The 23,209-nt window shown below is 71.2% G+C and carries 25 protein-coding genes and 1 pseudogene; 17 read left to right on the forward strand and 9 right to left on the reverse strand.

The window, feature by feature from the left end; genetic code table 11:
- The first annotated feature begins 14 nt into the window (after nt 1-14).
- Nucleotides 15-812 carry a class I SAM-dependent methyltransferase gene (locus AB0J88_RS01620; protein ID WP_364360189.1) on the forward strand — a complete coding sequence of 266 codons (798 nt, stop codon included), beginning with the start codon at nt 15-17 and terminating at the stop codon, nt 810-812.
- Between the two features lie 79 nt (nt 813-891).
- Entirely contained in the window at nt 892-1,227 is a 336-nt protein-coding gene (locus AB0J88_RS01625) for an LPXTG cell wall anchor domain-containing protein (protein ID WP_364359854.1), read from the forward strand.
- A gap of 93 nt (nt 1,228-1,320) precedes the next feature.
- On the opposite strand, the gene AB0J88_RS01630 is transcribed toward AB0J88_RS01625, so the two are convergent.
- The gene (locus AB0J88_RS01630; protein ID WP_364359857.1) at nt 1,321-2,409 is read right to left on the reverse strand and encodes a UDP-N-acetylmuramate dehydrogenase; all 1,089 of its coding nucleotides are present in this window, start codon (nt 2,407-2,409) and stop codon (nt 1,321-1,323) included.
- Between the two features lie 70 nt (nt 2,410-2,479).
- Here AB0J88_RS01630 and AB0J88_RS01635 point away from each other — a divergent pair, with 70 nt between their 5' ends.
- Together AB0J88_RS01635 and AB0J88_RS01640 are read left to right on the forward strand one after the other, a co-directional pair.
- Nucleotides 2,480-3,241, forward strand: coding sequence for a maleylpyruvate isomerase family mycothiol-dependent enzyme (locus AB0J88_RS01635; protein WP_364359860.1), 762 nt, complete (start codon nt 2,480-2,482; stop codon nt 3,239-3,241).
- 4 nt (nt 3,242-3,245) lie between these two features.
- The gene (locus AB0J88_RS01640) at nt 3,246-4,274 is read left to right on the forward strand and encodes a LacI family DNA-binding transcriptional regulator (RefSeq protein WP_364359863.1); all 1,029 of its coding nucleotides are present in this window, start codon (nt 3,246-3,248) and stop codon (nt 4,272-4,274) included.
- Nucleotides 4,275-4,354: 80 nt separating this feature from the next.
- On the opposite strand, the gene AB0J88_RS01645 is transcribed toward AB0J88_RS01640, so the two are convergent.
- Both AB0J88_RS01645 and AB0J88_RS01650 read right to left on the reverse strand, forming a co-directional pair.
- The gene (locus AB0J88_RS01645) at nt 4,355-5,578 is read right to left on the reverse strand and encodes an MFS transporter (protein ID WP_364359866.1); all 1,224 of its coding nucleotides are present in this window, start codon (nt 5,576-5,578) and stop codon (nt 4,355-4,357) included.
- Nucleotides 5,579-5,617: 39 nt separating this feature from the next.
- Nucleotides 5,618-6,913, reverse strand: a complete 1,296-nt coding sequence (locus AB0J88_RS01650) for an MFS transporter (protein ID WP_364360192.1) — start codon at nt 6,911-6,913, stop codon at nt 5,618-5,620.
- A 144-nt stretch (nt 6,914-7,057) separates the two neighbouring features.
- Between AB0J88_RS01650 and AB0J88_RS01655 the strand changes: the two genes are divergently transcribed.
- Complete coding sequence (locus AB0J88_RS01655; protein WP_364359869.1) at nt 7,058-7,807, forward strand: phosphoglyceromutase; 750 nt, start codon at nt 7,058-7,060, stop codon at nt 7,805-7,807.
- A gap of 3 nt (nt 7,808-7,810) precedes the next feature.
- Here the strand turns inward: AB0J88_RS01655 and phoU are convergent, their stop codons facing one another.
- The gene (gene phoU, locus AB0J88_RS01660; protein WP_364360195.1) at nt 7,811-8,452 is read right to left on the reverse strand and encodes a phosphate signaling complex protein PhoU; all 642 of its coding nucleotides are present in this window, start codon (nt 8,450-8,452) and stop codon (nt 7,811-7,813) included.
- 171 nt (nt 8,453-8,623) lie between these two features.
- Here phoU and AB0J88_RS01665 point away from each other — a divergent pair, with 171 nt between their 5' ends.
- Genes AB0J88_RS01665 through AB0J88_RS01680 form a run of 4 tightly spaced genes read left to right on the forward strand, consistent with a single transcriptional unit; the run spans nt 8,624 to nt 11,259 of the window.
- Nucleotides 8,624-9,913, forward strand: coding sequence for an ATP-binding protein (locus tag AB0J88_RS01665; protein WP_364359872.1), 1,290 nt, complete (start codon nt 8,624-8,626; stop codon nt 9,911-9,913).
- A gap of 13 nt (nt 9,914-9,926) precedes the next feature.
- Nucleotides 9,927-10,610 (forward strand): response regulator transcription factor, encoded by a 684-nt coding sequence (locus AB0J88_RS01670; RefSeq protein WP_089253558.1) that lies wholly within the window; start codon nt 9,927-9,929, stop codon nt 10,608-10,610.
- Nucleotides 10,611-10,639: 29 nt separating this feature from the next.
- Nucleotides 10,640-10,888, forward strand: coding sequence for a type II toxin-antitoxin system prevent-host-death family antitoxin (locus AB0J88_RS01675; RefSeq protein WP_364359876.1), 249 nt, complete (start codon nt 10,640-10,642; stop codon nt 10,886-10,888).
- Entirely contained in the window at nt 10,885-11,259 is a 375-nt protein-coding gene (locus tag AB0J88_RS01680; RefSeq protein WP_364359878.1) for a type II toxin-antitoxin system death-on-curing family toxin, read from the forward strand. Before AB0J88_RS01675 ends, AB0J88_RS01680 begins: the two co-directional genes overlap by 4 nt.
- Here AB0J88_RS01680 and AB0J88_RS01685 read toward each other — a convergent pair.
- On the reverse strand, nt 11,256-12,137 hold the full coding sequence (locus tag AB0J88_RS01685) for a hypothetical protein (RefSeq protein ID WP_364359881.1): 882 nt from the start codon (nt 12,135-12,137) through the stop codon (nt 11,256-11,258). The genes AB0J88_RS01680 and AB0J88_RS01685 overlap by 4 nt on opposite strands.
- 87 nt (nt 12,138-12,224) lie before the next feature.
- On the opposite strand from AB0J88_RS01685, the gene AB0J88_RS01690 reads away from it, so the two are divergent.
- Nucleotides 12,225-13,169 (forward strand): Ppx/GppA phosphatase family protein, encoded by a 945-nt coding sequence (locus AB0J88_RS01690; protein ID WP_364359883.1) that lies wholly within the window; start codon nt 12,225-12,227, stop codon nt 13,167-13,169.
- A 61-nt stretch (nt 13,170-13,230) separates the two neighbouring features.
- Nucleotides 13,231-14,031, forward strand: a complete 801-nt coding sequence (locus tag AB0J88_RS01695; RefSeq protein WP_364359886.1) for a sugar phosphate isomerase/epimerase — start codon at nt 13,231-13,233, stop codon at nt 14,029-14,031.
- A gap of 9 nt (nt 14,032-14,040) precedes the next feature.
- Here the strand turns inward: AB0J88_RS01695 and AB0J88_RS01700 are convergent, their stop codons facing one another.
- Nucleotides 14,041-14,574, reverse strand: coding sequence for a CGNR zinc finger domain-containing protein (locus AB0J88_RS01700; protein WP_364359890.1), 534 nt, complete (start codon nt 14,572-14,574; stop codon nt 14,041-14,043).
- Between the two features lie 137 nt (nt 14,575-14,711).
- On the opposite strand from AB0J88_RS01700, the gene AB0J88_RS01705 reads away from it, so the two are divergent.
- The 6 genes from AB0J88_RS01705 (at nt 14,712) to AB0J88_RS01730 (ending at nt 20,019) form a co-directional block, all read left to right on the forward strand.
- Entirely contained in the window at nt 14,712-15,632 is a 921-nt protein-coding gene (locus AB0J88_RS01705) for a proline dehydrogenase family protein (protein WP_364359893.1), read from the forward strand.
- A gap of 53 nt (nt 15,633-15,685) precedes the next feature.
- Nucleotides 15,686-16,996: a hypothetical protein gene (locus tag AB0J88_RS01710; RefSeq protein WP_364359896.1), complete on the forward strand. Its 1,311-nt coding sequence runs from the start codon at nt 15,686-15,688 to the stop codon at nt 16,994-16,996.
- A gap of 175 nt (nt 16,997-17,171) precedes the next feature.
- Nucleotides 17,172-17,381 (forward strand): helix-turn-helix domain-containing protein, encoded by a 210-nt coding sequence (locus tag AB0J88_RS01715; RefSeq protein WP_089253551.1) that lies wholly within the window; start codon nt 17,172-17,174, stop codon nt 17,379-17,381.
- A 217-nt stretch (nt 17,382-17,598) separates the two neighbouring features.
- On the forward strand, nt 17,599-17,700 hold the full coding sequence (locus AB0J88_RS01720) for an AURKAIP1/COX24 domain-containing protein (RefSeq protein WP_007465623.1): 102 nt from the start codon (nt 17,599-17,601) through the stop codon (nt 17,698-17,700).
- A 112-nt stretch (nt 17,701-17,812) separates the two neighbouring features.
- Complete coding sequence (locus AB0J88_RS01725; RefSeq protein ID WP_364359901.1) at nt 17,813-18,874, forward strand: NAD-dependent epimerase/dehydratase family protein; 1,062 nt, start codon at nt 17,813-17,815, stop codon at nt 18,872-18,874.
- 275 nt (nt 18,875-19,149) lie between these two features.
- Nucleotides 19,150-20,019, forward strand: a complete 870-nt coding sequence (locus AB0J88_RS01730; protein WP_364360197.1) for a lysophospholipid acyltransferase family protein — start codon at nt 19,150-19,152, stop codon at nt 20,017-20,019.
- A gap of 22 nt (nt 20,020-20,041) precedes the next feature.
- Here AB0J88_RS01730 and AB0J88_RS01735 read toward each other — a convergent pair whose 3' ends face one another.
- The 3 genes and pseudogenes from AB0J88_RS01735 to AB0J88_RS01745 form a co-directional block, all read right to left on the reverse strand.
- The gene (locus tag AB0J88_RS01735) at nt 20,042-20,917 is read right to left on the reverse strand and encodes an HAD-IB family hydrolase (RefSeq protein ID WP_364359904.1); all 876 of its coding nucleotides are present in this window, start codon (nt 20,915-20,917) and stop codon (nt 20,042-20,044) included.
- A 368-nt stretch (nt 20,918-21,285) separates the two neighbouring features.
- A pseudogene (locus AB0J88_RS01740) lies at nt 21,286-22,152 on the reverse strand (DUF5667 domain-containing protein); the annotation flags it as partial.
- 115 nt (nt 22,153-22,267) lie between these two features.
- Nucleotides 22,268-23,161 (reverse strand): ECF subfamily RNA polymerase sigma factor, BldN family, encoded by an 894-nt coding sequence (locus tag AB0J88_RS01745; RefSeq protein WP_364360200.1) that lies wholly within the window; start codon nt 23,159-23,161, stop codon nt 22,268-22,270.
- Nucleotides 23,162-23,209 lie beyond the last annotated feature (48 nt).

Consider the following 23,209-nt stretch of genomic DNA (forward strand, 5'->3'; position numbering starts at 1 on the left):
AGCGGGAAGCAGAACTGACCGGGCGGCAGCGTCCGCAGGGGTTCGTCACCAGAGGGACGACGAACCCCAACCGGCTGCGCCGGATCGACAACTGGATCGCGGCGTACGCGGGGAATGGGTTGCGGGATGCCGTCGATCCGCTGGTGGTCGACCTCGGCTACGGCGCCACCCCGGTGACCGCGGTCGAGCTGCGCTCCCGGCTCGCCCGCGTGCGACCCGACGTGCGGGTGGTCGGGCTGGAGATCGACCCCGTCCGGGTGGCAGCGGCCGCGCCGGCCGCCGATCCGCCCGGGCTGACCTTCGCCCGCGGTGGTTTCGAGCTGGCCGGGCTGCGTCCGGTGGTGGTGCGGGTGCTCAACGTGCTGCGCCAGTACGACGAGGGCGCTGTGGTCGACGCGTGGGCGATGATGACCCGCGCGTTGGCACCGGACGGGATCGTGGTCGAGGGCACCTGCGACGAGCTGGGCCGGCTGGCCGCCTGGGTCTGCCTGGATCGCTCCGGCCCGCGCTCGCTGACCTTGGCCGCCCGCCTGTCGACCCTGGACACCCCGGCCACGCTGGCCGAACGGCTGCCCAAGGCGCTGATCCACCACAACGTGCCGGGGGAGCCGGTGCACGACCTGCTGCTGGCGCTGGGCGACGGTTGGCGGGACGCGGCGCCGTACGCGACGTTCGGCGCGCGACAGCGCTGGCAGCGCGCGGTGGCCTCGGTCAAGACCGCCGGCTGGCCGGTGCTGGATCGCCCCGCCCGTTGGCGGCTCGGAGAGCTGACGGTCGCCTGGTCCGCGATCATGCCGACAAAATTCCCTTAAGCGGACACGCCACCTAAATCGCCACAGCCTCGTTGGGCCGTCTGACAACAACCCATCACACAGACGGGGAGGACAGGCTGTGCGTAACCGGCTGTCCCTCATTCTCGCCGCTTTCGCGCTGCTGGTGCCGGCGATCGCGCTGACCAGTGTGGCCGCCCAGGCCGCGCCGGCCGCGTACGTGGCCGCGGCGCCGTGTCCGCCGGGCTCCGTCCAGCAGGACTACTACTGCGAGCCGACCGACACCCCGACGACGCCGGTCGTCGAGGAGCCGACGCCCGAGCCCACGCCGATGCTGCCGAAGACCGGTGCGGACGCCGGGGTCGTGGCCGGGATCGGCGGCGGCGTGCTGCTGGTCGGCGCGGTCATCGCGATCTGGGCGACGGCTTTCCGCCGCCGCCACCGTTTCGAGGCCTGAGCTCTGCAACACCCCCCAGCCCGGTGCGTACCCGGGGGTCCAGTGGGGGTTACCGAAGGGGGTCCGCTCGCCGCGGGCCCCCTTCCCTTTGTCTCAGAGAGCGCAGTTGACCAACACCGGCTCGGGGTGCAGGGTCACGCCGAACCGCTCGTGCACGCCGTCGCGGATCTCGCGCGCCAGGTCGAGCAGCGCGGCCGTGCTGCCCTGGCCGCGGTTGGTCAGCGCCAGGGTGTGCTTGCCGGAGATGGCCACGCCACCCCGGCCGCCGTAGCCCTTGGTGAACCCGGACTTGTCGATCAGCCAGGCGGCGCTGACCTTGACCGTGCCGCCCGCGGCCGGCCACGAGGGCGGGTCGCCGACGCCGCCGGCCCGCGCGCGCAGGAACTCGAAAGCGGCCGCGTCGAGCACCGGGTTCGTGAAGAACGAGCCGACGGACCAGGTGTCGTGGTCGGCCGCGTCGAGCACCATGCCCTTGCCCGCGCGCAGGGCACGGACCGCCGCCCGGGCCTCGGCCAGCGGCACCCGCTCGCCCGGCGCGACCGCCAGCGCCCGGGCGAGCTCCGCGTAGCGCAGCGGCGCCGACCGCGGGTCCCGGGCCAGCCGGAAGTCGACCGAGAGCACGACCCAGCGGTCGCTGTGCTTGAAGACGCTGGTCCGGTAGGCGAAGCGGCACTCGGCCGGAGCCATTCGGCGGACGGTGTCGTCGAGCCGGTCGTAGACCTCGACGCCGACGATCGTCTCGGTGACCTCCTGGCCGTACGCGCCGACGTTCTGGATCGGCGTCGCGCCGGCCGAGCCGGGGATCCCGGAGAGGCACTCGACCCCGGACCAGCCGGCGTCGACGGTGGCGGCGACGAACTCGTCCCAGGGCTCGCCGGCCGCGACCCGGACCACGACGTGGTCGGCGTCGGAGTCGACGACCTCGAAACCGCGGGAACGGATCAGGATCACCGGTCCGGGTACGCCCGCGTCGGCGATCACGACGTTGCTGCCACCGGCCAGGATCATGCCGGGTGCACCGTCGCGCGCGGCCGCGCGTACCATTTGCACGATTTGATCCGGGTCTTCCGCCCTTTGCACCTGGTCTGCGGGGCCGCCCAACCGCAGCGTGGTGAAGTCGGCCAACGCTCGTGGATCGAGCGGGCCGGTGGCGGTCGGAGGTTCGGCGCTAACGTCTGGCACGTTGTTCACCCTAGGCTGGGATGCTCCGGCATCAGTGGCGACGGTCCGGCCTGCACCTAAGGAGCACCCGATGACCAGACTGCACGGCACCAAGGACTTCTGGCTCGGCGGTGTGCGAGCGGAGGCGGCCGCGTTCGCCGCCGCGGTGGCCCAGGCGCCGCCCGACGCCCCCGTCCCGTCCTGCCCCGGCTGGACCGTCACCGACCTGGTCCACCACCTCGGCAGCTGCTACGAGTGGGTGACCGCGCTCGTGGAGCGGGGCGGCACCGAGCGGCCCGAGAGGCGCGAGCACCCCGTCGACGTGCCCGGCGGTGAGGCGGCGCTGGCCTGGTGGCAGATGCGCTACGACACCCTGATCTCCACTCTGGACGCGGCCGATCCCGAGGCTCCGCTGTGGAACTGGGCGCCGCAGTCCAAGAAGGCCGGCTTCTGGAACCGGCGGATGGCGCACGAGACCGCCGTGCACCGCTGGGACGCGCAGATGGCGCTGGCGGCGAGCGAGCCGATCGAGGCGAAGCTGGCCGCAGACGGGATCTCCGAGGCGCTGGACAGCTGGCTGCCGGCCGGGCGGCGCAAGAGCGGCGACCGTCCGCACGGTGTCGTGCAGCTCTTCGCGGCCGACGCCGACCAGGAATGGCTGGTGCGACTGCGCGGCGAGGGCGTCGCCCTGCTCGACACCGACACGATCCTCGACACCGACGAGCCGCCGGCCCGGGTGCAGGCCGAGGGCACCGCGAGTGATCTGCTGCTGGCGATCTACGGCCGGGTGGGCTTCGATGTCCTGGTGGTCAGCGGCGACCCGACGCTGCTGACGGCGTTACGCACGGGGTGATTCCTTGACCAGGGCGAAGAACGGAACCCGAGAGCGGCCGACGCTCGAGGCGGTGGCCAAGCGGGCAGGCGTGTCCCGGGCCACCGTGTCGCGGGTGGTCAACGGCTCGACCACGGTCGCCGAGCCGATCCAGGAGGCGGTCCGGCGGGCGGTGCGCGAGCTGGGCTACGTGCCCAACCTCGCCGCCCGGAGCCTGGTCACCCAGCGCACCGACTCCGCCGCCCTGATCCTGCCGGAGACGCCGACCAGGGTGTTCTCCGACGACCCGTTCTTCCACGGCGTCATCCGCGGCGTCTCGATGGAGCTCGACGCGGCCGACAAGCAGCTCGTGCTGCTGATCGCCGGCTCGACCGCAGGCCACGACCGGGTCGAGCGCTACACGATGGGCCGGCACGTCGACGGCGTCATGTTCGCCTCGATGCACGGCGCCGACCCGCTGCCCGCCGCGCTGATCCGGATGGGCATCCCGGTCGTGTGCAGCGGCCGGCCGCTCGGTCGGGCCACGGTCGAGGTGCCGTACGTCGACGTCGACCAGATCGGCGGCGTGGTCTCGGCCGTCCGGCACCTGCTCGACTCGGGCCGCAAGCGGATCGCGACGATCTCCGGGCCGCAGGACATGGTGGCCGGCATCGACCGGCTGACCGGCTACCGGCAGGCGCTGCGCGACTCCGACCGGCGCTCGATCGTCGCCATCGGCGACTTCACCCGGGAGTCCGGCACCGTCGCGATGCGCCAGCTCCTCGACGACGACCCGAAGCTCGACGCGGTGTTCGCGGCCTCCGACCTGATGGCCCACGGCGCGTTGCGGGCGCTGCGGGAGGCGGGGCGGCGGGTGCCGGACGACGTCGCGGTGATCGGCTTCGACGACATCGAGATGGCCCGCTACACCGAGCCGCCGCTGACCACGGTCCGCCAGCCGATCCAGCAGATCGGCCGCGAGATGGCCCGCCAACTGATGCGCCTGGTCGCGGGCGAGGAGATCGAGCCGGTCACGATGCTCCCCACCGAATTGATCATTAGAGAGAGTGCTTGATTGCTCGGTACGAGCGCGCTGCTCCGCTCCCTCACGTGGCCAGGCGCCGCCCGGGATCTTGTGAGCCCGCCGGTTCGCGCTTAGACCGCTACGTGTTCTCGTTCGTGTGTGGCTAGTGCTCGGCGGGCGGCTTCGCGGTCGCGGGACGGGCCGGTCAGCAGGTGGCCGACGGCGGCGACCAGGCCGACCGCTCCGACGACGATCCAGTGCCAGCTGCCGAGGTGGTCGAGGCTGAGGCCGCCGAGGGCCGGGGTGATGAAGGCGGCCGCCGGGAAGGTCAGGCTGAACACCGACTGGTAGCGGCCGCGCAGTTCCTCCGGTGACAGCTCCGCGTTGACCTCGGCGTTGGGTGGCGCGGCCAGCATCGAGCCGATCGTCCAGATCACCGACGCGAGCAGGTAGACGGCCAGGTGGTCGGCGAAGGCCAGGGCGCCGAAGCCGAGGCCGATCAGCCCGAGCGCCGTGGCCAGCACGGTGTGCTTGCGGTGGCCGTCGATCAGCGGGGGCACGAAGAGCTGGCCGACCACGATGAGGGCGGCGCTGATCGCGACCACCGTCCCGTACGCGGCGGGGCTCAGTCCGTCGCTGCGCATCGCCAGCGGCATGATCGTCGAGGTCTGGGTGGACAGCGCGGCGAGCAGGAACGTCAGGCCGACGAAGACCAGGTACGTGCGGTCGGTGAGGGCCGTCAGCAGCCCGCCGTTGTGCGCGACGCCCGCGTTGCGGCGGAACGTCTCCGGCACCTTCCAGGCGATCACCGCCGCCGTGACCGCCGTGGCGCCCGCGTCGGCGAGGAACAACGCCAGGTAGCTCACCTGGGCCAGCACGCCGGCGAGCAGGCCGGCCGCGGCCATGCCTAGGTTGAACGACCAGAACTGCAGGTTGAACGCCCGCGAGCGGCGTTCGGCGGGCACGATGTCGACGATCGCGGCGACGAAGGCCGGCATGGGCATCGAATGGACGAGCCCGAGTGCGACGGTGAGGGCCGCGATCGCGCCGAGGTGCGTGGTGAAGGCCAGCGCCGCCATCAGCCCCGCCGCCACGGTGTGCGCCCAGAACAGCGTGGCCCGCCGTCCCCAGTGGTCGGCGAGGACGCCGCCGAGCAGCGTGCCGGCGACGCCGCCGATCCCGTAGCCGCCGACGACCAGGCCGGCCAGGCTGGCCGAGGCGCCGCGCTCGTCGGTCAGGTAGACCGACATGATCAGCATGGCGAACGCGCCGACCCGGTTGATCAGCATGCCGGTCCAGAGGTACCAGTAGGTCCCGGGCAGGCCGCCCGCGGTGTTCCGCAACCAGGCCCGCAACCCCGTCCTCCTTCAGTTAAGAAAGCTTACGGAGGGACGCTACGAAGCGGCGGAGGTTGGCGCCAGCGTGTCGCTCATCACGCCGGGTGGAGCGGGTGTGACGGGCACCGACGCGCGTGCGGCGGCGGCGATCGCGGCCGTGCGCCGTTCCCGCGCCGGCCCGGCGGTCAGGTTGATCGCCGCCGCGAGGAAGGCGATCAGCGCGCAGCCCACCCAGAGCGCGGTGTTGCCGAGCAGGTCGCGGACGAAGCCGCCGGCCACCGGTGCGGTGAAGCCGGCGATCGACCAGGAGAGCGCGAAGACACCCTGGTAGCGGCCGCGGACCGAGGCGGGGGCCAGGTCGGCGATGGTCGCCGCGTTGGCCGGCGAGTAGACCATCTCGCCGACCGTCCAGACCAGCACGGTCATGGCATAGAGCCAGGCACTGCCAGCGACGGCGGTCAACCCGAAGCCGATGCCCTGCACGATCGTGCCGACCGCGAGCACCCGCACGCGGCTGTGCCCGCCGATCAGTTTCGGGATGAAGAGTTGGCCGAGCACGATCAGCACGCCGTTGAGCGCGATCACCCAGCCGAAGGTCGACGAGGACAGGCCGTCGTCGGTCATCGCGATCGGCAGCATCGAGATGTGCTGCAGGAAGACCATCGCGGCCAGCAGGTTCGCCAGGGTGAAGACCAGGAACACCCGGTCCCGCAGGACCATGCCGAGACCTCCGCCGTTGCCGGCGACCGCCAGGTGTGCGCCGACCGGTCGGGTCTCCTTGATCTTGGTGAATACGATCGCGGCGGTGATCAGCGTGGCCGAGGCGTCGAGCACGAAGAGCAGCACGTAGTCGAGGTGCGCCGCGAAACCGCCGAGGATCGCCGCCGATGCGAAGCCCAGGTTGATCGCCCAGTAGTTGAGGGAGAAGGCGCGTACCCGATCGCGGTCCGGCACGACGTCGACCATCATCGCGGCGAACGCCGGCCGGGCGGCCTCGGCGAACGCGCCGAGCGCGAACGCGACGCCGGCGATCATCGCGAAGGGGCGGGAGAAGCCGAGCAGCAGCATCATGCCCGCGCCGCCGACGTGCGCGACCAGCAGCGTCGGCCGCCGGCCCCAGCGATCGGCGAGGATGCCGCCGACCATCGTGCCGACCCCGCCGCCGGCGCTCCATAGGCCGACCACCAGGCCGGCCTGGATGTCGCTGAAGCCCCGCTCCTTGGTCAGGTAGACCGTCAGGAAGATCAGTACGAAGCCGCCGAGCCGGTTGACCAGGGTGCCGCACCAGAGATACCAGAACGTCCTGGGAAGCCCACCCGTCGTCTCACGCAACCAGCTTCGTACCACTCCCAGGCCCCCTTTGTAATGACCGCCAATCCGCAGCGGCCTTACGCAACCTAGGGGCTGGGCACCCAGGAAGTCATCAGGATTACCGCATGGCGGTCGTCACGCCGGGTGGGTCGCAAGCCGGTTCATGGGCTGCGCGAGGATGGCGGCATGACTGTGGGGACGTTGGTGCTGCTCCGGCACGGCGAGAGCGAGTGGAACGCGAAGAACCTGTTCACCGGGTGGGTCGACGTCGACCTCACCGACAAGGGCGAGACCGAGGCCCGGCGCGGCGGCGCGCTGCTGCGGGAGCACGACCTGCTGCCCGACGTGCTGCACACCAGCGTGCTGCGCCGCGCGATCCGCACCAGCGAGCTCGCGCTGGGCGAGGCCGGCCGCTCGTGGATCCCGGTGCGCCGGTCGTGGCGGCTCAACGAGCGCCACTACGGGGCGCTCCAGGGCAAGAACAAGAAGCAGACGCTCGAGGAGTACGGCGAGGAGCAGTTCATGCTCTGGCGCCGGTCGTACGACGTGCCGCCGCCGCCGATCGACCCGAACGACGAGTGGGCGCAGACCGACGACCCGCGCTACGCGGCCCTCCCGCCCGAGCTGATGCCGCGCACCGAGTGCCTCAAGGACGTGCTCGTCCGCACGCTCCCGTACTGGTACGACGCGATCGTCCCGGACCTGCTGGCCGGCAGGACGGTGCTGGTCGCCGCGCACGGCAACTCCCTGCGCGCCGTGGTCAAGCACCTCGACGGCATCTCCGACGAGGCGATCGCCAAGCTCAACATCCCGACCGGCATCCCGCTGCGCTACGACCTGGACGCCAACCTGCGCCCGATCACCCCGGGCGGCGCGTACCTGGACCCGGCGGCCGCCGCCGAAGCCGCAGCCGCCGTAGCCAACCAGGGACGCTAAAAATCAAACCTGTTCGCCGGTCACTAGGTAGATCACGTGGTGGCCGGCGTTCACGGCGTGGTCGGCGAAGCGCTCGTAGAAGCGGCCCAACAGGGCTCCGTCGATGGCCGTCTCGGCTCCGTAGGGCCAGTCGGGGCTGAGCATGACCTTGAACAGCTCGACGTGCAGCGCGTCCATCGCGTCGTCGTCGGTCTCGAGCTCGGCGGCGCCGACCGTGTCGAGCTTGGAGATCACGGTCGCGATCTTGGCCGCCATCTTGTCGGCCACGGCGGCCTTCGCCTGGAAGACCGGGCGCAGCTCGGCCGGGACCGCCGGCGACGGGTGGCGGCGCAGCGCCGTCTTGGCCACGTGGTCGGCGAGGTCGCCCATCCGCTCCAGGTCGGCGGCGGTCTGCAGGGCGGTGATCAGCACCCGCAGGTCGCTGGCCACCGGAGCCTGGCGGGCCATGAGATCGGTCACCCGCTCCTCGACCTGGTTGTAGAGCGCGTCGACCTCGGCATCCCGGGAGATCACATCCTCCGCGGCGGCCTTGTCGGCACGCAGCAGTGCGGTGGTCGCCTCGGCCATCGCGGTGCGGACCGCCTCGGCCATGTCGACCAACAGCTGGCTGACGATGTGCAGGTCAGCGCGGAACTCTTCGCGCAAGGCCATCTTGGTGCTCCTGGGGAACGATTGACATATGTCCGGTTCACCGTAGGTGTACGCCAAAGAACGCTAGTGAACGGCGCTCTGCCGGCTGGTGAACATTGTGCGATCTGCCCCTGCTCCGCCCGGCCCGACCAGGCTTTTCGTTAACAATGACCCTACGATCGCCTCGTGGAATGGGCGATCGTGGCTGGCGTGTGCGTCAGTCTGTTGGCGGGCTTCGCCGCCGGTTCGCTGATCCCGCGCATCAGGCGGCGGGGGTCAGCGACCGTCGCCGCTACCCGCGCCGCGGGCGAGGGAAGGCAGGCGATCACCATCGACCGGGACGGTCCGCAGCCCGGGCTGGGTCGCAAGAGCCTCGACTCGCTGCGGGTCGGCGTGGTGGTGCTCGACGGCGACGACACGGTGGTGCTGGTCAACCCGGCGGCGCGGGCGATGGGCCTGCTGCGCTCGGCAGGCACGCCCGGGAGCCTCGTCGCGCACCCGATCATCCGTACCCTGGCCGGCCAGGTCCGCCGCTCCGGCGTCCGCCGCGAGGTCGAGATGGACCTGCCGCGCGGCGACGGCCTCTCGGACCCGCTGGGCGTGCACCTGCGGGCGGTCGGCCTCGGCGGCAACTTCGTGGCCGTGGAGGCCGCCGACGTCACCGAGTCGCACCGGGTCAGCCGGGTGCGCCGGGACTTCGTCGCCAACGTCAGCCACGAGCTCAAGACCCCGATCGGCGCGCTCCAGCTCCTAGCCGAGGCGCTGCTCGACGCCACCGACCCGACCAACGTCGGCCCCCAGCCCGGCGCCGGCCCCGAGGAAGACGTGGCCGCCGCCCGCCGGTTCGCGGTGCGGATCCAGCACGAGTCGACCCGGCTGGGCCGGCTCGTCAACGAGCTGCTCGAGCTGACCCGGCTTCAGGGCGCCGACCCGCTGCCCGATCCCGAGCCGGTCCCGGTGGACTGGGTGGTCGCCGAGGTGATCGACCGCACCCGCACGACGGCCGCCGCCCGCGAGATCGAGGTCGTGGTCGAGGGCAAGCGCGGGCTCACCGTCTACGGCAGCGACAGCCAGTTCGCCACCGCGCTGTCCAACCTGGTGGAGAACGCGATCGCGTACTCGAAGGAAGAGACCCGGATCACCATCACGACCGCGCTCGAAGACTCGTCGGTCGTGCTCTCGGTGGCCGACCAGGGCATCGGCATCGCACCGGACGAGGTCGACCGGATCTTCGAACGGTTCTATCGTGCCGACCGCGCCCGCTCCCGGGCGACCGGCGGCACCGGGCTAGGCCTGGCCATCGTCAAGCACATCGCCACCAACCATGGCGGTCGCATCGATGTAGTCAGCACACTGGGGGAGGGTTCGACGTTCACCCTTCGGTTTCCGGCCAGTCCGCCGGACGCCGCCCTCCCGCTACCCCCCTCTATTGAGATCGTGACCGGATCGGCCGAGTCGAGCCGATCCGAGCGGTAAGGAAGGAAAGTCCGTGGCCCGCGTGCTCGTGGTCGAGGACGAAGAGTCGTTCTCCGATGCCCTCTCGTACATGCTCCGCAAGGAGGGTTTCGAGGTCTCGGTCGCACCGACCGGCACCTTGGCGCTGACCGAGTTCGACCGGACCGGCGCCGACATCGTCCTGCTGGACCTCATGCTGCCGGAGATGTCCGGCACCGAGGTCTGCCGCCAGCTCCGCCAGCGCTCCCGCGTGCCGATCATCATGGTCACCGCCCGGGACAGCGAGATCGACAAGGTGGTCGGCCTGGAGATCGGCGCCGACGACTACGTCACCAAGCCGTACTCGCCGCGCGAGTTGGTCGCCCGCATCCGCGCGGTGCTGCGCCGCCAGGGCACCGAGGTCACCGAGCCGGACGCACCGACCCTGGCCGCCGGCCCGGTCCGGATGGACGTCGAGCGCCACGTGGTCACGGTCGACGGCTCGTCGGTCCAGCTGCCGCTCAAGGAGTTCGAGCTGCTGGAGCTGCTGCTCCGCAACGCCGGCCGGGTCCTCACCCGAGGCCAACTGATCGACCGCGTCTGGGGCGCCGACTACGTGGGCGACACCAAGACCCTCGATGTGCACGTCAAGCGCCTCCGGTCGAAGGTCGAGCCAGAGCCGTCCACGCCGCGTTTCATCGTCACCGTCCGCGGCCTCGGCTACAAGTTCGAGCCGTAAATCTGTACAAGCGTTGTACAGTTCGCGGTATGAGTGCTGAGCCGCTACCTCCCGCCGAGGACCTAGAGATCTCTGTCAGCGACGCCCGCGCGCGACTCGCGGAGCTTGTCGACGAGGCCGAATCCGGAAAGGTCATCTACCTGAGCCGGCACGGTCGGCGCGCGGCCGCGCTCGTCCCGGCAGACCTGCCGGAGCAGGTGGCCAGCGATCAGGCTCGTGCGTTCGCCCGGCGGTTCGCTGATCGACATGGGCCGCTGCTCGATCGGTTGGCCGAATGATCCACTACCTGACGGTCGCCGACGTGCTGGCGATCGCGAACGAGATCGGCGCGGGCGGCGACCTTCGCGATCCTGGTTTGCTGAGTTCGGCTGTGGTGCGACCGCAGTCGGCGATGTTTGGCGTTGAGGCTTACACCGACATCTGGGACAAGGCCGCGGCGTTCATGCACTCCTTGGTTGCCAATCATCCTTTTGTCGACGGCAACAAACGCACGGGACTCGTGGCTGCGTTGGCGTTCCTCGACCGAAACGGGATAGCAACGGAGCCCTTGGACGAGGACCTTGCCTACGAGCTGACGATCGGAATTGCCTCGGGCAAGATCCGTGAAGTTCCCGAAATCGCCGCAGGACTCCGCGGCTGCATCGGTTAGCGCTTCTTCGGTGGCGCGGCTGGCTCTGCGCCGCCGTTGAGGTCCTTGGTGCGCGTCAGCGGGAGGCGGCGCTTCGGGTCTGCCGGGTGGGGGGCGACCATGCCGCGGCGGGCGCGGGCGGCGCACAGTTCGGCCAGCTTGCCGTAGGCCGCCTTGCCGATCAGGGCCGTCAGTTCCGGCTCGTAGGACTGCCACATCGCCTCGGTGCCCACGTGGGCCTCGGGCGACGACGTGCACCACCAGTGCAGGTCGTGGCCGCCCGAGCCCCAACCTCGGCGGTCGAACTCCGTCAGCGTGGTGATCAGGATCTTGGTGCCGTCGGGGCGCTTGTTCCAGTCCTGGTCGCGGCGCACCGGGAGCTGCCAGCACACGTCCGGCTTGTATTCCAGCGGGTGCACGCCGTCGCGCAGGGCCTGGGCGTGCAGCGCGCAGCCGCCGCCCGCCGGGAAGTCCGCGTCGTTGAGGAACACGCACGGGCCGTCGGCGCCCTGGGTGGCGGTGCGCCGGGCCGGCGTCTTGCCGTCGACGGTGTCCATCTCGGTGTAGTTCTTGAACCCGCGGCGGTAGTGCTGCCAGGTCTCCGGCGTCAGCTTCTTGGCCGCGGCCCGGATCCGGGACTCGTCGTCGGAGTCGGTGAAGAACGCCCCGTGCGAGCAGCAACCGTCTTCGGCCCGGCCCTCGATGATGCCGTGGCAACCCTTGCCGAAGATGCACGTCCAGCGCGACAGCAACCAGGTCAGGTCGGCACGGATGAGGTGTTTGGGGTCCTCGGGGTCGAAGAACTCGACCCATTCCCGCGGGAAGTCCAGGTCGACCTCGCGGCTGCGGGGATCGTCGGCCGAGTCGACGAGAACGCGAAGCTGGTTGCGTGCTGGCACCCGACAAGACTACGCCCGAACATGCTGCGGGCCGCTTTGGCGCACGGCAAGGCGGTGGCGATAACCGTTGGGCCATAAGGTGCGGACATGAGGTTGGGCGTTCTAGACGTCGGTTCCAACACCGTTCACCTGCTGTTGGTCGACGCGCACCACGGTGCGCACCCGTGGCCGGCGCACTCGGAGAAGGCGGTGCTGCGGCTGGCCGAGCAGATCGGCCCAGACGGCGCGCTCACCAAGGCGGGCGCGGACGCGCTGGTCAAGGCCGCGCACGACGCGCAGGCCAGCGCCCGCCGGCTCAAGGCCGACGACCTGTTGGCGTTCGCCACGTCCGCGGTGCGGGACGCGACGAACTCGCAGGAGGTGCTGCACCGGGTACGCAAGGAGACCGGCGTCCGCCTCCAGGTGCTCTCGGGCGCCGACGAGGCCCGCGCCACCTTCCTCGCCGTCCGGCGCTGGTTCGGCTGGTCGGCCGGCCGGCTGCTGGTGCTCGACATCGGCGGCGGCTCGCTGGAGATCGCGGCCGGCATCGACGAGACGCCGGACCTCGCGATGTCGCTGCCGCTGGGCGCCGGCCGGCTCAGCCGGGAGCGGCTCGGGGTCGACCGGGACACCTCGACACCACCTTCGCCGAAGAACGTCGACGAGCTCCAGGCGTACGTGGAGAAGCAGCTCGAAACCGCCGCCACGAAGCTGGCCGACGTGCGCTGGGACCGTGCCGTGGCGACCTCCAAGACGTTCCGCACACTGGCCCGGCTCGCCGGCGCCGCGCCGTCCCGGCAGGGGCTGTGGGAGCCGCGCGCGCTGTCCGCGCAGGGCCTGCGCCAGGTGCTGGGCTTCATCCGGCTGATCCCGCCGCGCCAGGTCTACGAGCTCGAGGGCGTCAGCGCCAGCCGGTCGCACCAGTTGCTGGCGGGTGCGGTGGTGGCCGAGGCCGTGCTGCGCCGCCTCCAGATCGACGCGGCGGACATCTGCCCGTGGGCGCTGCGCGAAGGCGTGATCCTCCGGCGCCTCGATCAGCTTGAATCGGCATAAACGATGGATTTGGGGTGGCTCGTCCGGGTGGCCGCTGGCACGTAGGACTACCCTGATTGACGTGACCTCGCGCACCCCCGTACTCCTGTCAAGCTCTTCGGTCTTCCCCGAGCCGACCGCCGCGGCCTTCGAAATGGCCGCGCGGCTGGGCTACGACGGCATCGAGGTCATGGTCTGGACCGACGCGGTGAGCCAGGACTCCGGCGCCCTCAAGGGGCTGGCGGCCCACTACGGCGTGCCGGTGCTCAGCGTCCACGCGCCCTGCCTGCTGGTGACCCAGCGGGTGTGGAGCTCCGACCCGTGGGAGCGGCTGCGCCGCGCGGCCGAGCTCGCCGAGTCGCTGGAGGCACCGACGGTGGTCGTGCACCCGCCGTTCAGCTGGCAGCGCGACTATGCCCGGTCGTTCCAGCCAGGACTCGAGCGGATCGCGCACAAGCACAGCGACCTGACCTTCGCGATCGAGAACATGTTCCCGGTACGCATGGCCGGCCGCGAGTTCGTGCCCTACCAGCCGGGCTGGAACCCGACCGAGTCCGGCTTCGACGCGTACACGCTGGACCTGTCGCACTGCGCCGCGAGCCGCACCGACGCGCTCGCCATGGCCGACGCGATGGGCGACGGCCTGCGGCACGTGCACCTGGGCGACGGCAGCGGCGAAGGGCGCGACGAGCACCTGGTGCCCGGGCGCGGCAGCCAGCCCTGCGGCGAGCTGCTCGAGTCGCTGGCCGGGCGCGGCTTCCGCGGCTCGATCGCGGTGGAGGTCAACACCCGGGGCGCCAAGAGCCGAGCCGACCGCGAGGCCGACCTGGGCGCGGCGCTGGCGTTCGCGCGCGCCCACCTCCCCGCCCCGGCGAAGGTCTGACCGGAAGGCTCAGACCGCGGCGAGCGTCGCTCTCTTGCGGGCACGGTGGGCGGCCACGTGCGAGCGGGTGGCGCAGCGCTCGGAGCAGAACCGCCGGCAGTTGTTGGACGACGTGTCCAGGTAGACGTTGCCGCACCGGTCGTCGGCGCAGACCCCGAACCGGGCACTGCCGTGGGTGGTCAGCCAGACCGCCAGCCCCCACACCGCCGCGGCGAGGAACTCGTTGCTGGCCGAAGCGCCGCGGCTGGTCACGTGCATGTGCCAGTCGCTGGCATCGTGCCCGGAGATTCGCGGCTGGACCGGATGGTCCTTCAGCAGTGAGTTGAGCTCGTTGACCGCCTCGGTGTCACGGCCGGCGCTGCCGCACTGGAAGACCTCGCGCAGCCGCTTCTGTGCGCGGCGGAACGTCGTCACATCACGCTCGGTGACCTCGTCGCGCATCCAGGCGTTGTCGGCGATGAAAACGGCCCGCAGGTCGTCGATGCCCTCCATCGGGGCGTTGACCAGGTCAACGGCGGTGCGCGCGTACGCATCGAAGTTCACCCGACAACCGTAGACGACGCGGCCGGCGCATGCCTCGTCCGTGGGGCCACTCCGCGACGAAGCCACTCCGCTAAGCGATCATGAACGTGTGCCAAGCTCGCCGAGTAGCGCCCGCCAACGGGCGCTACGCTGCGGGCATGCTCCGTTCGGTCATCCTCGCCGCCTCCCGGTCATCCCGGGTCGAGCGGCTCGTCGAGACGGCCCCGCTGACCCGCGACGTCGTCCACCGCTTCATCGCCGGCACTGTCACCGATGACGCTCTGCACACGACCCGCGACCTGGTGGGTGACGGCCTCCGGGTGACCCTGGACCACCTCGGCGAGGACACGGTCAACCCCGACCAGGCCACGGCCATCAAGGACGAATACCTCGCGCTGCTCGGTGCGCTCGCCGGTGCCGGCCTGACGCCCGCCGCCGAGGTCAGCGTCAAGCTCTCGGCCCTCGGCCAGAAGTTCGACGAGCAGCTCTCGTACGACCTGGCCCGCCAGATCTGCGCCGCCGCGGCCAACGCCGGCACGACGGTGACCCTCGACATGGAGGACCACACCACCACGGACTCCACCCTGGAGATCCTGGCCAAGCTCCGGCTCGACCACCCCGACACCGGCGCCGTGCTGCAGGCCTACCTGCGCCGCACCGAGGCCGACTGCCGCGAGCTGGCCACGCTCGGCTCCCGGGTGCGGCTGTGCAAGGGCGCCTACAAGGAGCCCGAGTCGGTGGCCTTCCAGTCGGCGATCGAGGTCGACAAGTCGTACGTGCGCTGCATGAACATCCTGATGTCCGGCGAGGGCTACCCGATGCTGGCGACCCACGACCCCCGGCTGATCGCGATCGCGGAGGACCGGGCACGCTGGTTCGACCGCTCGACCGACGCGTTCGAGTTCCAGCTGCTGCACGGCGTGCGCCCCGACGAGCAGCTGCGGCTCGCCGGCGAGGGCTACACGGTGCGGGTCTACGTGCCCTACGGCGACGACTGGTACGGCTACATGATGCGCCGCCTGGCCGAACGTCCGGCGAACCTGCTGTTCTTCGCCCGGGCCATGAAATCGCGCAAGTAACTCATCCGTACGGCTGATCCCTCGATCGGGTGGACGGCCTTAATCTCGCCCGGATGGCTGAGGAGACAGGTGCGCCGGCACCACGCCGGCGATGGTCCTTGTGGCTTTCCCTCGGCCTGGTCGCCGCGCTCGTGCTGTGCGTCGCTCCGGTCGGAGTCGGCGTCGTCGTGTTCCGTGGGCTCGACTCTCCGGCCTGGCCGGCGACACCGTCAGCCAAGGCCGAGCCGGCCCGCAGCCCGGTCGCCGGCGACGCCGACCGGGTCACCGCCGCCTGGCTCCGCGACCGGATCGGCGCCGCGCTCGCCGCACAGGGCACCGCGCTGCTCGGTGGCGACCAGGCGGGCTTCGTCGCGATCGCCGACCCGGCCAGCCCGGCCAAGGCCACGCTGAGCGCCCAGTTCGCCTCGTTGCGGGGCATGAAGGTGACCCGCTGGGTGCCGTCGGCCGACTCGATCCCGTCGTCGGTCGGCCCGCGCAGGTGGCGAGCGCTGGTCGAGGTCGAGCACTGCTTCGTCGAGCCCGACTGCAAGCCGATGACCATCACGTACGGCACCGTGTGGACCGACACCGCGGCCGGACTCAAGCTGGTCGGCGTCGAGCCCTCGATGTCGACGTACGACGGTCCCCGCCCGTGGGAGGTCGACCAACTCGTGGTGGCCCGCGGCAAGAGGGTCGTGGTGGCCACCACGAAGCCGCTGCGCGGCCAGCTCAAGACGGTGCTGGCCGAGGCCGAGAAGGCCGCCGTGGTCGCCGACCGGTACGCCGTCGGCGGGCCGCCCCCGGCGCACTACGAGGTGTTCTACGCCGGCACCGACCAGTGGAAGCGGTGGTTCGGCGGCAGCCGGCCGGCGTGGACCGCCGGCTACGCGCTGCCGGTCGGCGGGCGCCAGGTCGACGTCGTGATCAACGCGGCCGCTCCGCAGCGCAACAACCTCGACGACCTGCTCCGCCACGAGATGACGCACGCGTCCACGATGCCGCCGAACGGCTTCCCGACGTCGGCCTGGTGGCTGGTCGAGGGGATCGCCGAGCTCGCCGCGTCCGGTGGGGCCGCGCCGCAGGCGTACGAGGGCATCGAAGAGGTGCGCAAGGTCGTCAAGGAGCGCGGCTGGGCCGGTCCGCTGGAAGATCTCAAGATCGCTGATGGCGCGGCCGACTGGGAGGTCGCCGGCGCGTACGGGATCGGCTATCTCGCCGTCCGACAGCTCGCTGAGCGCTTCGGCGAGCCGGACGTGCTGGCCTTCATGAAGGCCCTGACACATGACCGGATGTCGATCGACGAGGCCAGCCGCGAGGTTTTCGGGGAACCGTGGTCTGTGCTCAATGATCAGTGTGTGGCGGCTGTGAGGGCGGCCGCGGCATGATCACGAGTCGCGAAATGTCCCCTTTAGGGGTAGATTTCGGGAAAACTCGGTGAGTTGAGTTGACTAACCATGATCAAACCCGCGAAGGGATCGCGCCGGTAACAACGGCACCGCTACCGTACTAGTTACACGAGCGCCTGACGGCGCGCGCCGGGGATGGATTGGTTGGTGAGCCATGGCAGGATCACCACAAGCCGACAGGCTGTCGGAGGTCAAGTTCCTCACGGTGGCCGAAGTGGCGACATTGATGCGGGTGTCAAAGATGACGGTCTACCGCTTGGTGCATTCGGGTGATCTCACCGCGGTGCGCGTCGGTCGATCGTTCCGGGTTCCGGAACATGCCGTGAACGAATACTTACGCGGCGCGTTCCAAGAGTCCGCATAAGAGTGACCATGGAGCCGGCCGCGGGGCTGTGACGGCCCCGCGGCCGGGGTCGCTTTGGTTGGGCTGACGGTCGACGCGTACCCTGGATCGCGATTCTGACCCCGCTGTGGTGCAATGCGCCCGCCGTCGGGTCGAATCCGATGTCAGATCGCCGTCGGCCTTCACGTCCCCGTGACGTCCGGCGCATGTCGCACGTTCACTGGGAGAGGGCTGTCGTATGGGCTCGGTGGTCAAGAAGCGCCGCAAGCGTATGGCCAAGAAGAAGCACCGCAAGCTGCTGCGCAAGACCCGCGTCCAGCGTCGCCGTCTCGGCAAGTGACGCCGGCCCGAGCCTGAGGTCCAGTTCTGGGCCATCGGCTCGGGTCTGACGTCAGTGCCGGTGGCCCGGCGCGTCCGCGCGGCACCCTCCTGATCCTTGACCGGAGGCCAACGTGAGGTCGCGACCAACAGGCTCGGTTGTCGTCACCGGCGTCAGCCGGTTTCTGGGCGCCCACGTGGCCGCCCGGCTCGCCGCCGACGACCGGATCGGCCGCGTGGTCGGGCTCGACCCGCACGCGCCACCAGCGGAGTTCGCCCACCTGCTCGACGGTGTCGAGCAGGTGCGCGGCGACGCCGGCTCCGCCAGCACCGTGATCGCCGACCTCGAGGCCGAGGCGGTGGTCCACCTCGCGCTGGCCACCGCACCCGACCCGCAGCACGGCGGCCGGGCGGCGATGAAGGAACAGAACGTCATCGGCACCATGCACCTGCTCGCCGCCTGCCAACAGGCTCCGCGGCTGCGCAAGCTGGTGATGCGCTCCTCCACGGCGGCCTACGGCGCGTCCTTCCGTGACCCGGCGGTGTTCACCGAGGACACCGAGCCCCGTGAGGTGCCGCGCGGCGGGTTCGCCCGGGACATCCTCGACATCGAGGGCTACGTCCGCGGCTTCCGGCGCCGCCGCACCGACGTCACCGCGACCGTCCTGCGCTTCGCGCCGTTCATCGGCTCCAGCGCCGACACCACGCTGACGCGCTACTTCGCCCGGCCGGTGGTGCCCACCGTGCTCGGCCGCGACCCGCGCCTGCAGTTCCTGCACATCGACGACGCGCTGGAGATCGTGCACCGGTCGGTGGTCGACGACCACGCCGGCACGTTCAACGTCGCGGGCGCCGGTGTCCTCTCGTTGTCCCAGGCGATCCGCCGCGCGGGCCGGATACCCGTGCCCGTCCTCGAACCAGGTCTGTCCGCCGCCTCCAACCTGGTGCGCAACCTCGGCCGCAGCGGCTACGGGCTCGACCAGGTCGACCTCTTCGTCCACGGCCGGGTGGTCGACACCACCAAGCTGGTCGACGAGTTCGGCTGGAGCCCGCGCACCACCGCCGACGCGTTCGACGACTTCGTCGCGGGCCACCGGGGTGGTGCGGTGCTGCGCAGGGAGCAGTTGGCCCTCGCGGAACAGGCCATCCTCGACGGGATCCGCCAGGCACGCGCGACCGTGCAGGAGAAGGCATGACTGAGGAATCGGGCCGGCCCGACCGGCCGCCGCGCAAGAGCACCCGCAAGGCGACTCCCCGCCGCGCACCGGCGCAGAAGACCAACGGCGCCACCCGCCGCGGCAGCGTGCCGTCGACCGACTTCGTGGTCGGTGAGGCCGCGAGCAACGGCGTCGCGCCCGCCGGACCCAACGGCAGCGGGACGGCCTCGCCCAACGGCGACGGTCCGGCTCGGGCGGCGGCCGCGAGTGGCGAGCCGACCGCGGACCGGCACAACGGCAGCGCTCCGGCGCCCCTGCCGCCGGCCGTGGCCGACCAGCCCGGCGACGTCTGGGATCAGCGCGTTGCCAAGGGGCTGGCGTTCCTGCGGCGCCGGCTGGGCGGTGACTACGAGGTCGACGAGTTCGGGTTCGACCCGGAGCTCACCGACAAGGTGTTCCTGCCGATGCTGCGGCTGCTCTACCGCGACTGGTTCCGCACCGAGGTGTTCGGCGTCGAGAACCTGCCGGCGAACGGGTCGGCGCTGGTGGTCGGCAACCACTCCGGCACCGTCGCGCTCGACGCGATCATGCTGGCCACGGCCGTCAACGACCGCACACCCAACCGCCGCCACCTCCGGCTGCTCGGTGCCGACCTGGTGTTCCGCATGCCGATCGTCTCGGAGCTGGCGCGCAAGTCCGGCGGCACGGTCGCCTGCAACCCCGACGCCGAGCGGCTGCTGCGCACCGGCGAGCTCGTCGGTGTCTTCCCCGAGGGCTTCAAGGGCGTCGGCAAGCAGTACGCGCAGCGCTACAAGCTCCAGCGCTTCGGCCGCGGCGGGTTCGTCTCGGCGGCGCTGCGCACGGGCACGCCGATCGTGCCGGCCGCGATCGTCGGCGCCGAGGAGATCTACCCGATGCTGGCCGACATCAAGCCGCTGGCCCGGCTCCTCGGCCTGCCCTATTTCCCGGTGACGCCGACCTTCCCGTGGCTCGGCCCGCTGGGCATGCTGCCCCTGCCGAGCAAGTGGCTGATCGAGTTCTCGAAGCCGATCCCGACGGCGCACCTGCAGGACCAGGCCGACGACCCGCTGGTCGTGTTCAACCTGGCCGACCAGGTCCGGGAGACCATCCAGCAGACGCTGCACACCCTGCTCGAACGCCGCCCCGACCCGTTCGGGCGGTAGGAGGCGGAGCGGTAGGCCAGCCTCAGCCGGCCCGGCGGCGTCGCCGGGCCGCGAGCACCGTGGTGATCGCGCCGGCCAGCAGACCCGCCGCCAGCGTCGACGGCACCGCCACCTTGGCCGCCTTGCGCCCGGTGCGGAAGTCGCGCATCTCCCAGCCCTGCTCCCGGGCGGCTCGACGCAGCCCGCTGTCGGGGTTGACCGCGACCGCGTTGCCGACCGCGGAGAGCATCGGCAGGTCGTTGACCGAGTCGCTGTACGCCGTGCACCGGCGCAGGTCGAGCCCTTCGACGTTGGCGAGCTGAGTGATCGCGTCGGCCTTGGCCGGCCCATGCATCAGGTCGCCGACCAGCCGGCCCGTGTAGGCACCGTCGATCACCTCGGCCACCGTGCCGATCGCGCCGGTCAGCCCGAGCCGCTGTGCGATGACCCGGCCGATCTCCACCGGCGCGGCGCTGACCAGCCAGACCCGCTCGCCGGCGTCGAGATGCAATTGCGCGAGCGCGCGGGTGCCGGACCAGATCCGCGGCGCCATCAGCTCGTCGAAGATCTCTTCGGTCAGCCGCTCGATGTCGTCGACCCGCCAGCCCTCGATGAACGCCAGCGCCACCTTCTTGGCGCGGGACATGTCGCCGGCGTGCTCGGCCGCGAGCAGCCGGTAGCGCGCCTGCTGCCAGGCGAACCGGGCCAGGTCGGTGGTGGTGAAGTAGCGCCGGGCGGCCAGCCCGCGGGCGATCCAGTAGATCGACGCGCCCTGGAGCATGGTGTTGTCGATGTCGAAGAAGGCGGCCGCGCTCTTGTCGATGTCGACCTCGAGGGCCGTCTCGAGCTCGGCCGCGGCCCAGCCGGCGGTGTGACCGTGTGCGTCCGTGCTGATGGTCAGCCGGTGCTCCGATGCCACGCAGCTACCTCCGATCGATCCGCCTTCGGCCCCTCGAACGAGGGTATCCGGCCGAACGCACCGCTTCAGCGATCGAGGCGTTCCTCCAGCTGAGGAACGCCCCGATCGTGGTAGGTCGGCAAGGGTCAGGAACCGGGTACGAGTCCGCCGAGCAGGTCGCCGAGATCCTCGACGAGGTTGCTGTCGTTGCTCGGTGCCGGGGTCGGCGAGGCCGGTGCCGGGCTGGAGCCCGGACGGTCGGCCGAGCCGGGCGCGGCGGGCGAGCCCGAGGTGGCTGGCTTCGGGTCGGACTTCTCCGGCCGCGTGTCGGTCGCCTCGCCGTCGCCACCGGACTGCTTGCCGGCCGGAGCGTCAGCCGGCGCGCTGCCCGCCGGGCACGCACCCGGCAGCGGACCCAGCGCGTCGCTCTTGGCCGCCGCGTCACCGCCGCACTCGAGGGACCGGCGCAGCTCGTCGGCGCGCTTCTCGACCGACAGCAGCAGCGCGACTGACGACAGCGCACGCTCGTGGCGGGCGTCCGTCGTGGTGCCGAGCAGGCCGCTGACCTCAGTGCGCTGGTGCTTGAGGAACGCGTCGACCGCGTCGAGCGCGGCCATCTCGTGCCGCTGCGCCGCGGTCGTGGTGAGTAGCCGCACACCCTCGGTCGTGTTGGCGTCCATGTCGTCGAGCGCCCGGGAGAAGCCGTCGCTGTCGCTGACCGCCCGCGCCTCCGACAGCCGGTTGCGGGCGAAGTCGAGGAACAGCTGACCCTTGGACAGGTCGGAGCTGGCCAGCGCGAGCTGAGCCCGTTCGGTGGAGCGCTTGACCCCGTAAAGCGCGTCGCCCGGCACCGCGTTCTCGCTGGCCGCCGACATGCCCGAGATGGCGATCGCGCCGACGGCGACGCCGGCCAGGATCGCTCCCCGGGTGCGGATGCGGCGCGCCCGTTGCTTCGGCGCGGTGGCCGCCGCCCGGAACGCCTGCAGGTCGACGGTCGCGCCGGTGTCGGCGACCGCGCCGATCCCCTCGCGCTCCGCCGCGGCGACCAGGGCCGCACGCAGGCTCATCCGGAACTCGGGGTCGACGTCCACGTCGACCGAGTGTTTGAGCGCTGACACCCGATGCCCGACAGCCACGACATCGGCGAGATCGTTGTCCACCGGAGACCGTACGTGGTGACGACGGCCGCCATGGGCCTCGTCAAGAAGCTGGGCGAAGCGCTCGGCGCGCCGCCGGTGGAAAAGGACGGAGTTCACCGCGGGCACCTCCCTTCGCTGGTTACGACAGTGAAACCGGGATGGAAACCCATCACCGGACGCATCGAGTCCAACTGTCGTAGGGCACGAGAAGTTACGGGGCGGTCCCCACCGGTCACGGTTGGAACCCGTCCGGCAGCAGCCGGGCGAGGGCTCTGACCGCCCTGTACTGCAACGCCTTGATGGCGCCCTCGTTCTTGCCCATCGCCTGCGCGGTCTCGGCCACGGAGAAGCCCTGGAGGAACCGGAGCACGATGCACTCCTGCTGCTCGGGGTTGAGCTGCTTGACGGCCGTGAGCAGGGCGACGTTGGTGATGTGGTCGACCACCGCGGCTTCCGGGCTGCCCTCGGGACCACGGTCCTCGCGGTCGGCGTCGAGCACGTCGCCGGTGGTCACCTCGAGCCGGTACCGGCCCGACTTGAAGTGGTCGGCGACCAGGTTGCGGGCGATCGTGACCAGCCAGGCACCCAGGTCGCGGCCCTGCCAGGTGAAGCTGCCGATGCGCTTGAGGGCGCGCAGGAACGTGTCGGACGTCAGGTCTTCGGCGAGCTGGCGGTTGCCGACGCGGAAGTAGACGAACCGGAAGACGGTGTCGACGTAGCGGTCGTAGATCAGCCCGAACGCCTCGGCCTCGCCCGCCTGTGCCCGCTCGACCAGCGTCCAGACCTCGGTTGCCGGGTCGGACGGGTCGGGGCGGGACGGGTACTGGGTCGGCGCGCCTCCGGAGCCTCCGGTGCGCTGCTCGGTGATCGGCGGGACGGCGGGCAGCACGGCGGTCTCGCCGCTCTCCGCCGGGCTCTGGCCGACACCGGGCTGGGCCGGCATGGTCGGTCGGTTGGGTGTGCCCACCCGGCCGCCGTTGACCTGCTTGGAGTTGCTGCCCGGACCGACCGGGCGACCCGGGATGTCGGTGTGCGGCTTGTTGCGGGTCCGCCGGGCGCCCCCGTCGGCGACGGAACCGTCGCCACGCCAGGTGGATCCGTCACCTCGGATGTCGAGGCTCCGCATCTCGTGCAGCGTCCGGCGGAGCGCCGCGAGGCCCGAGTCGAACGCGGC

Origin of the sequence: Asanoa sp. NPDC049475, from assembly GCF_040676915.1 — a bacterium.
GTDB lineage: Bacteria > Actinomycetota > Actinomycetes > Mycobacteriales > Micromonosporaceae > Asanoa.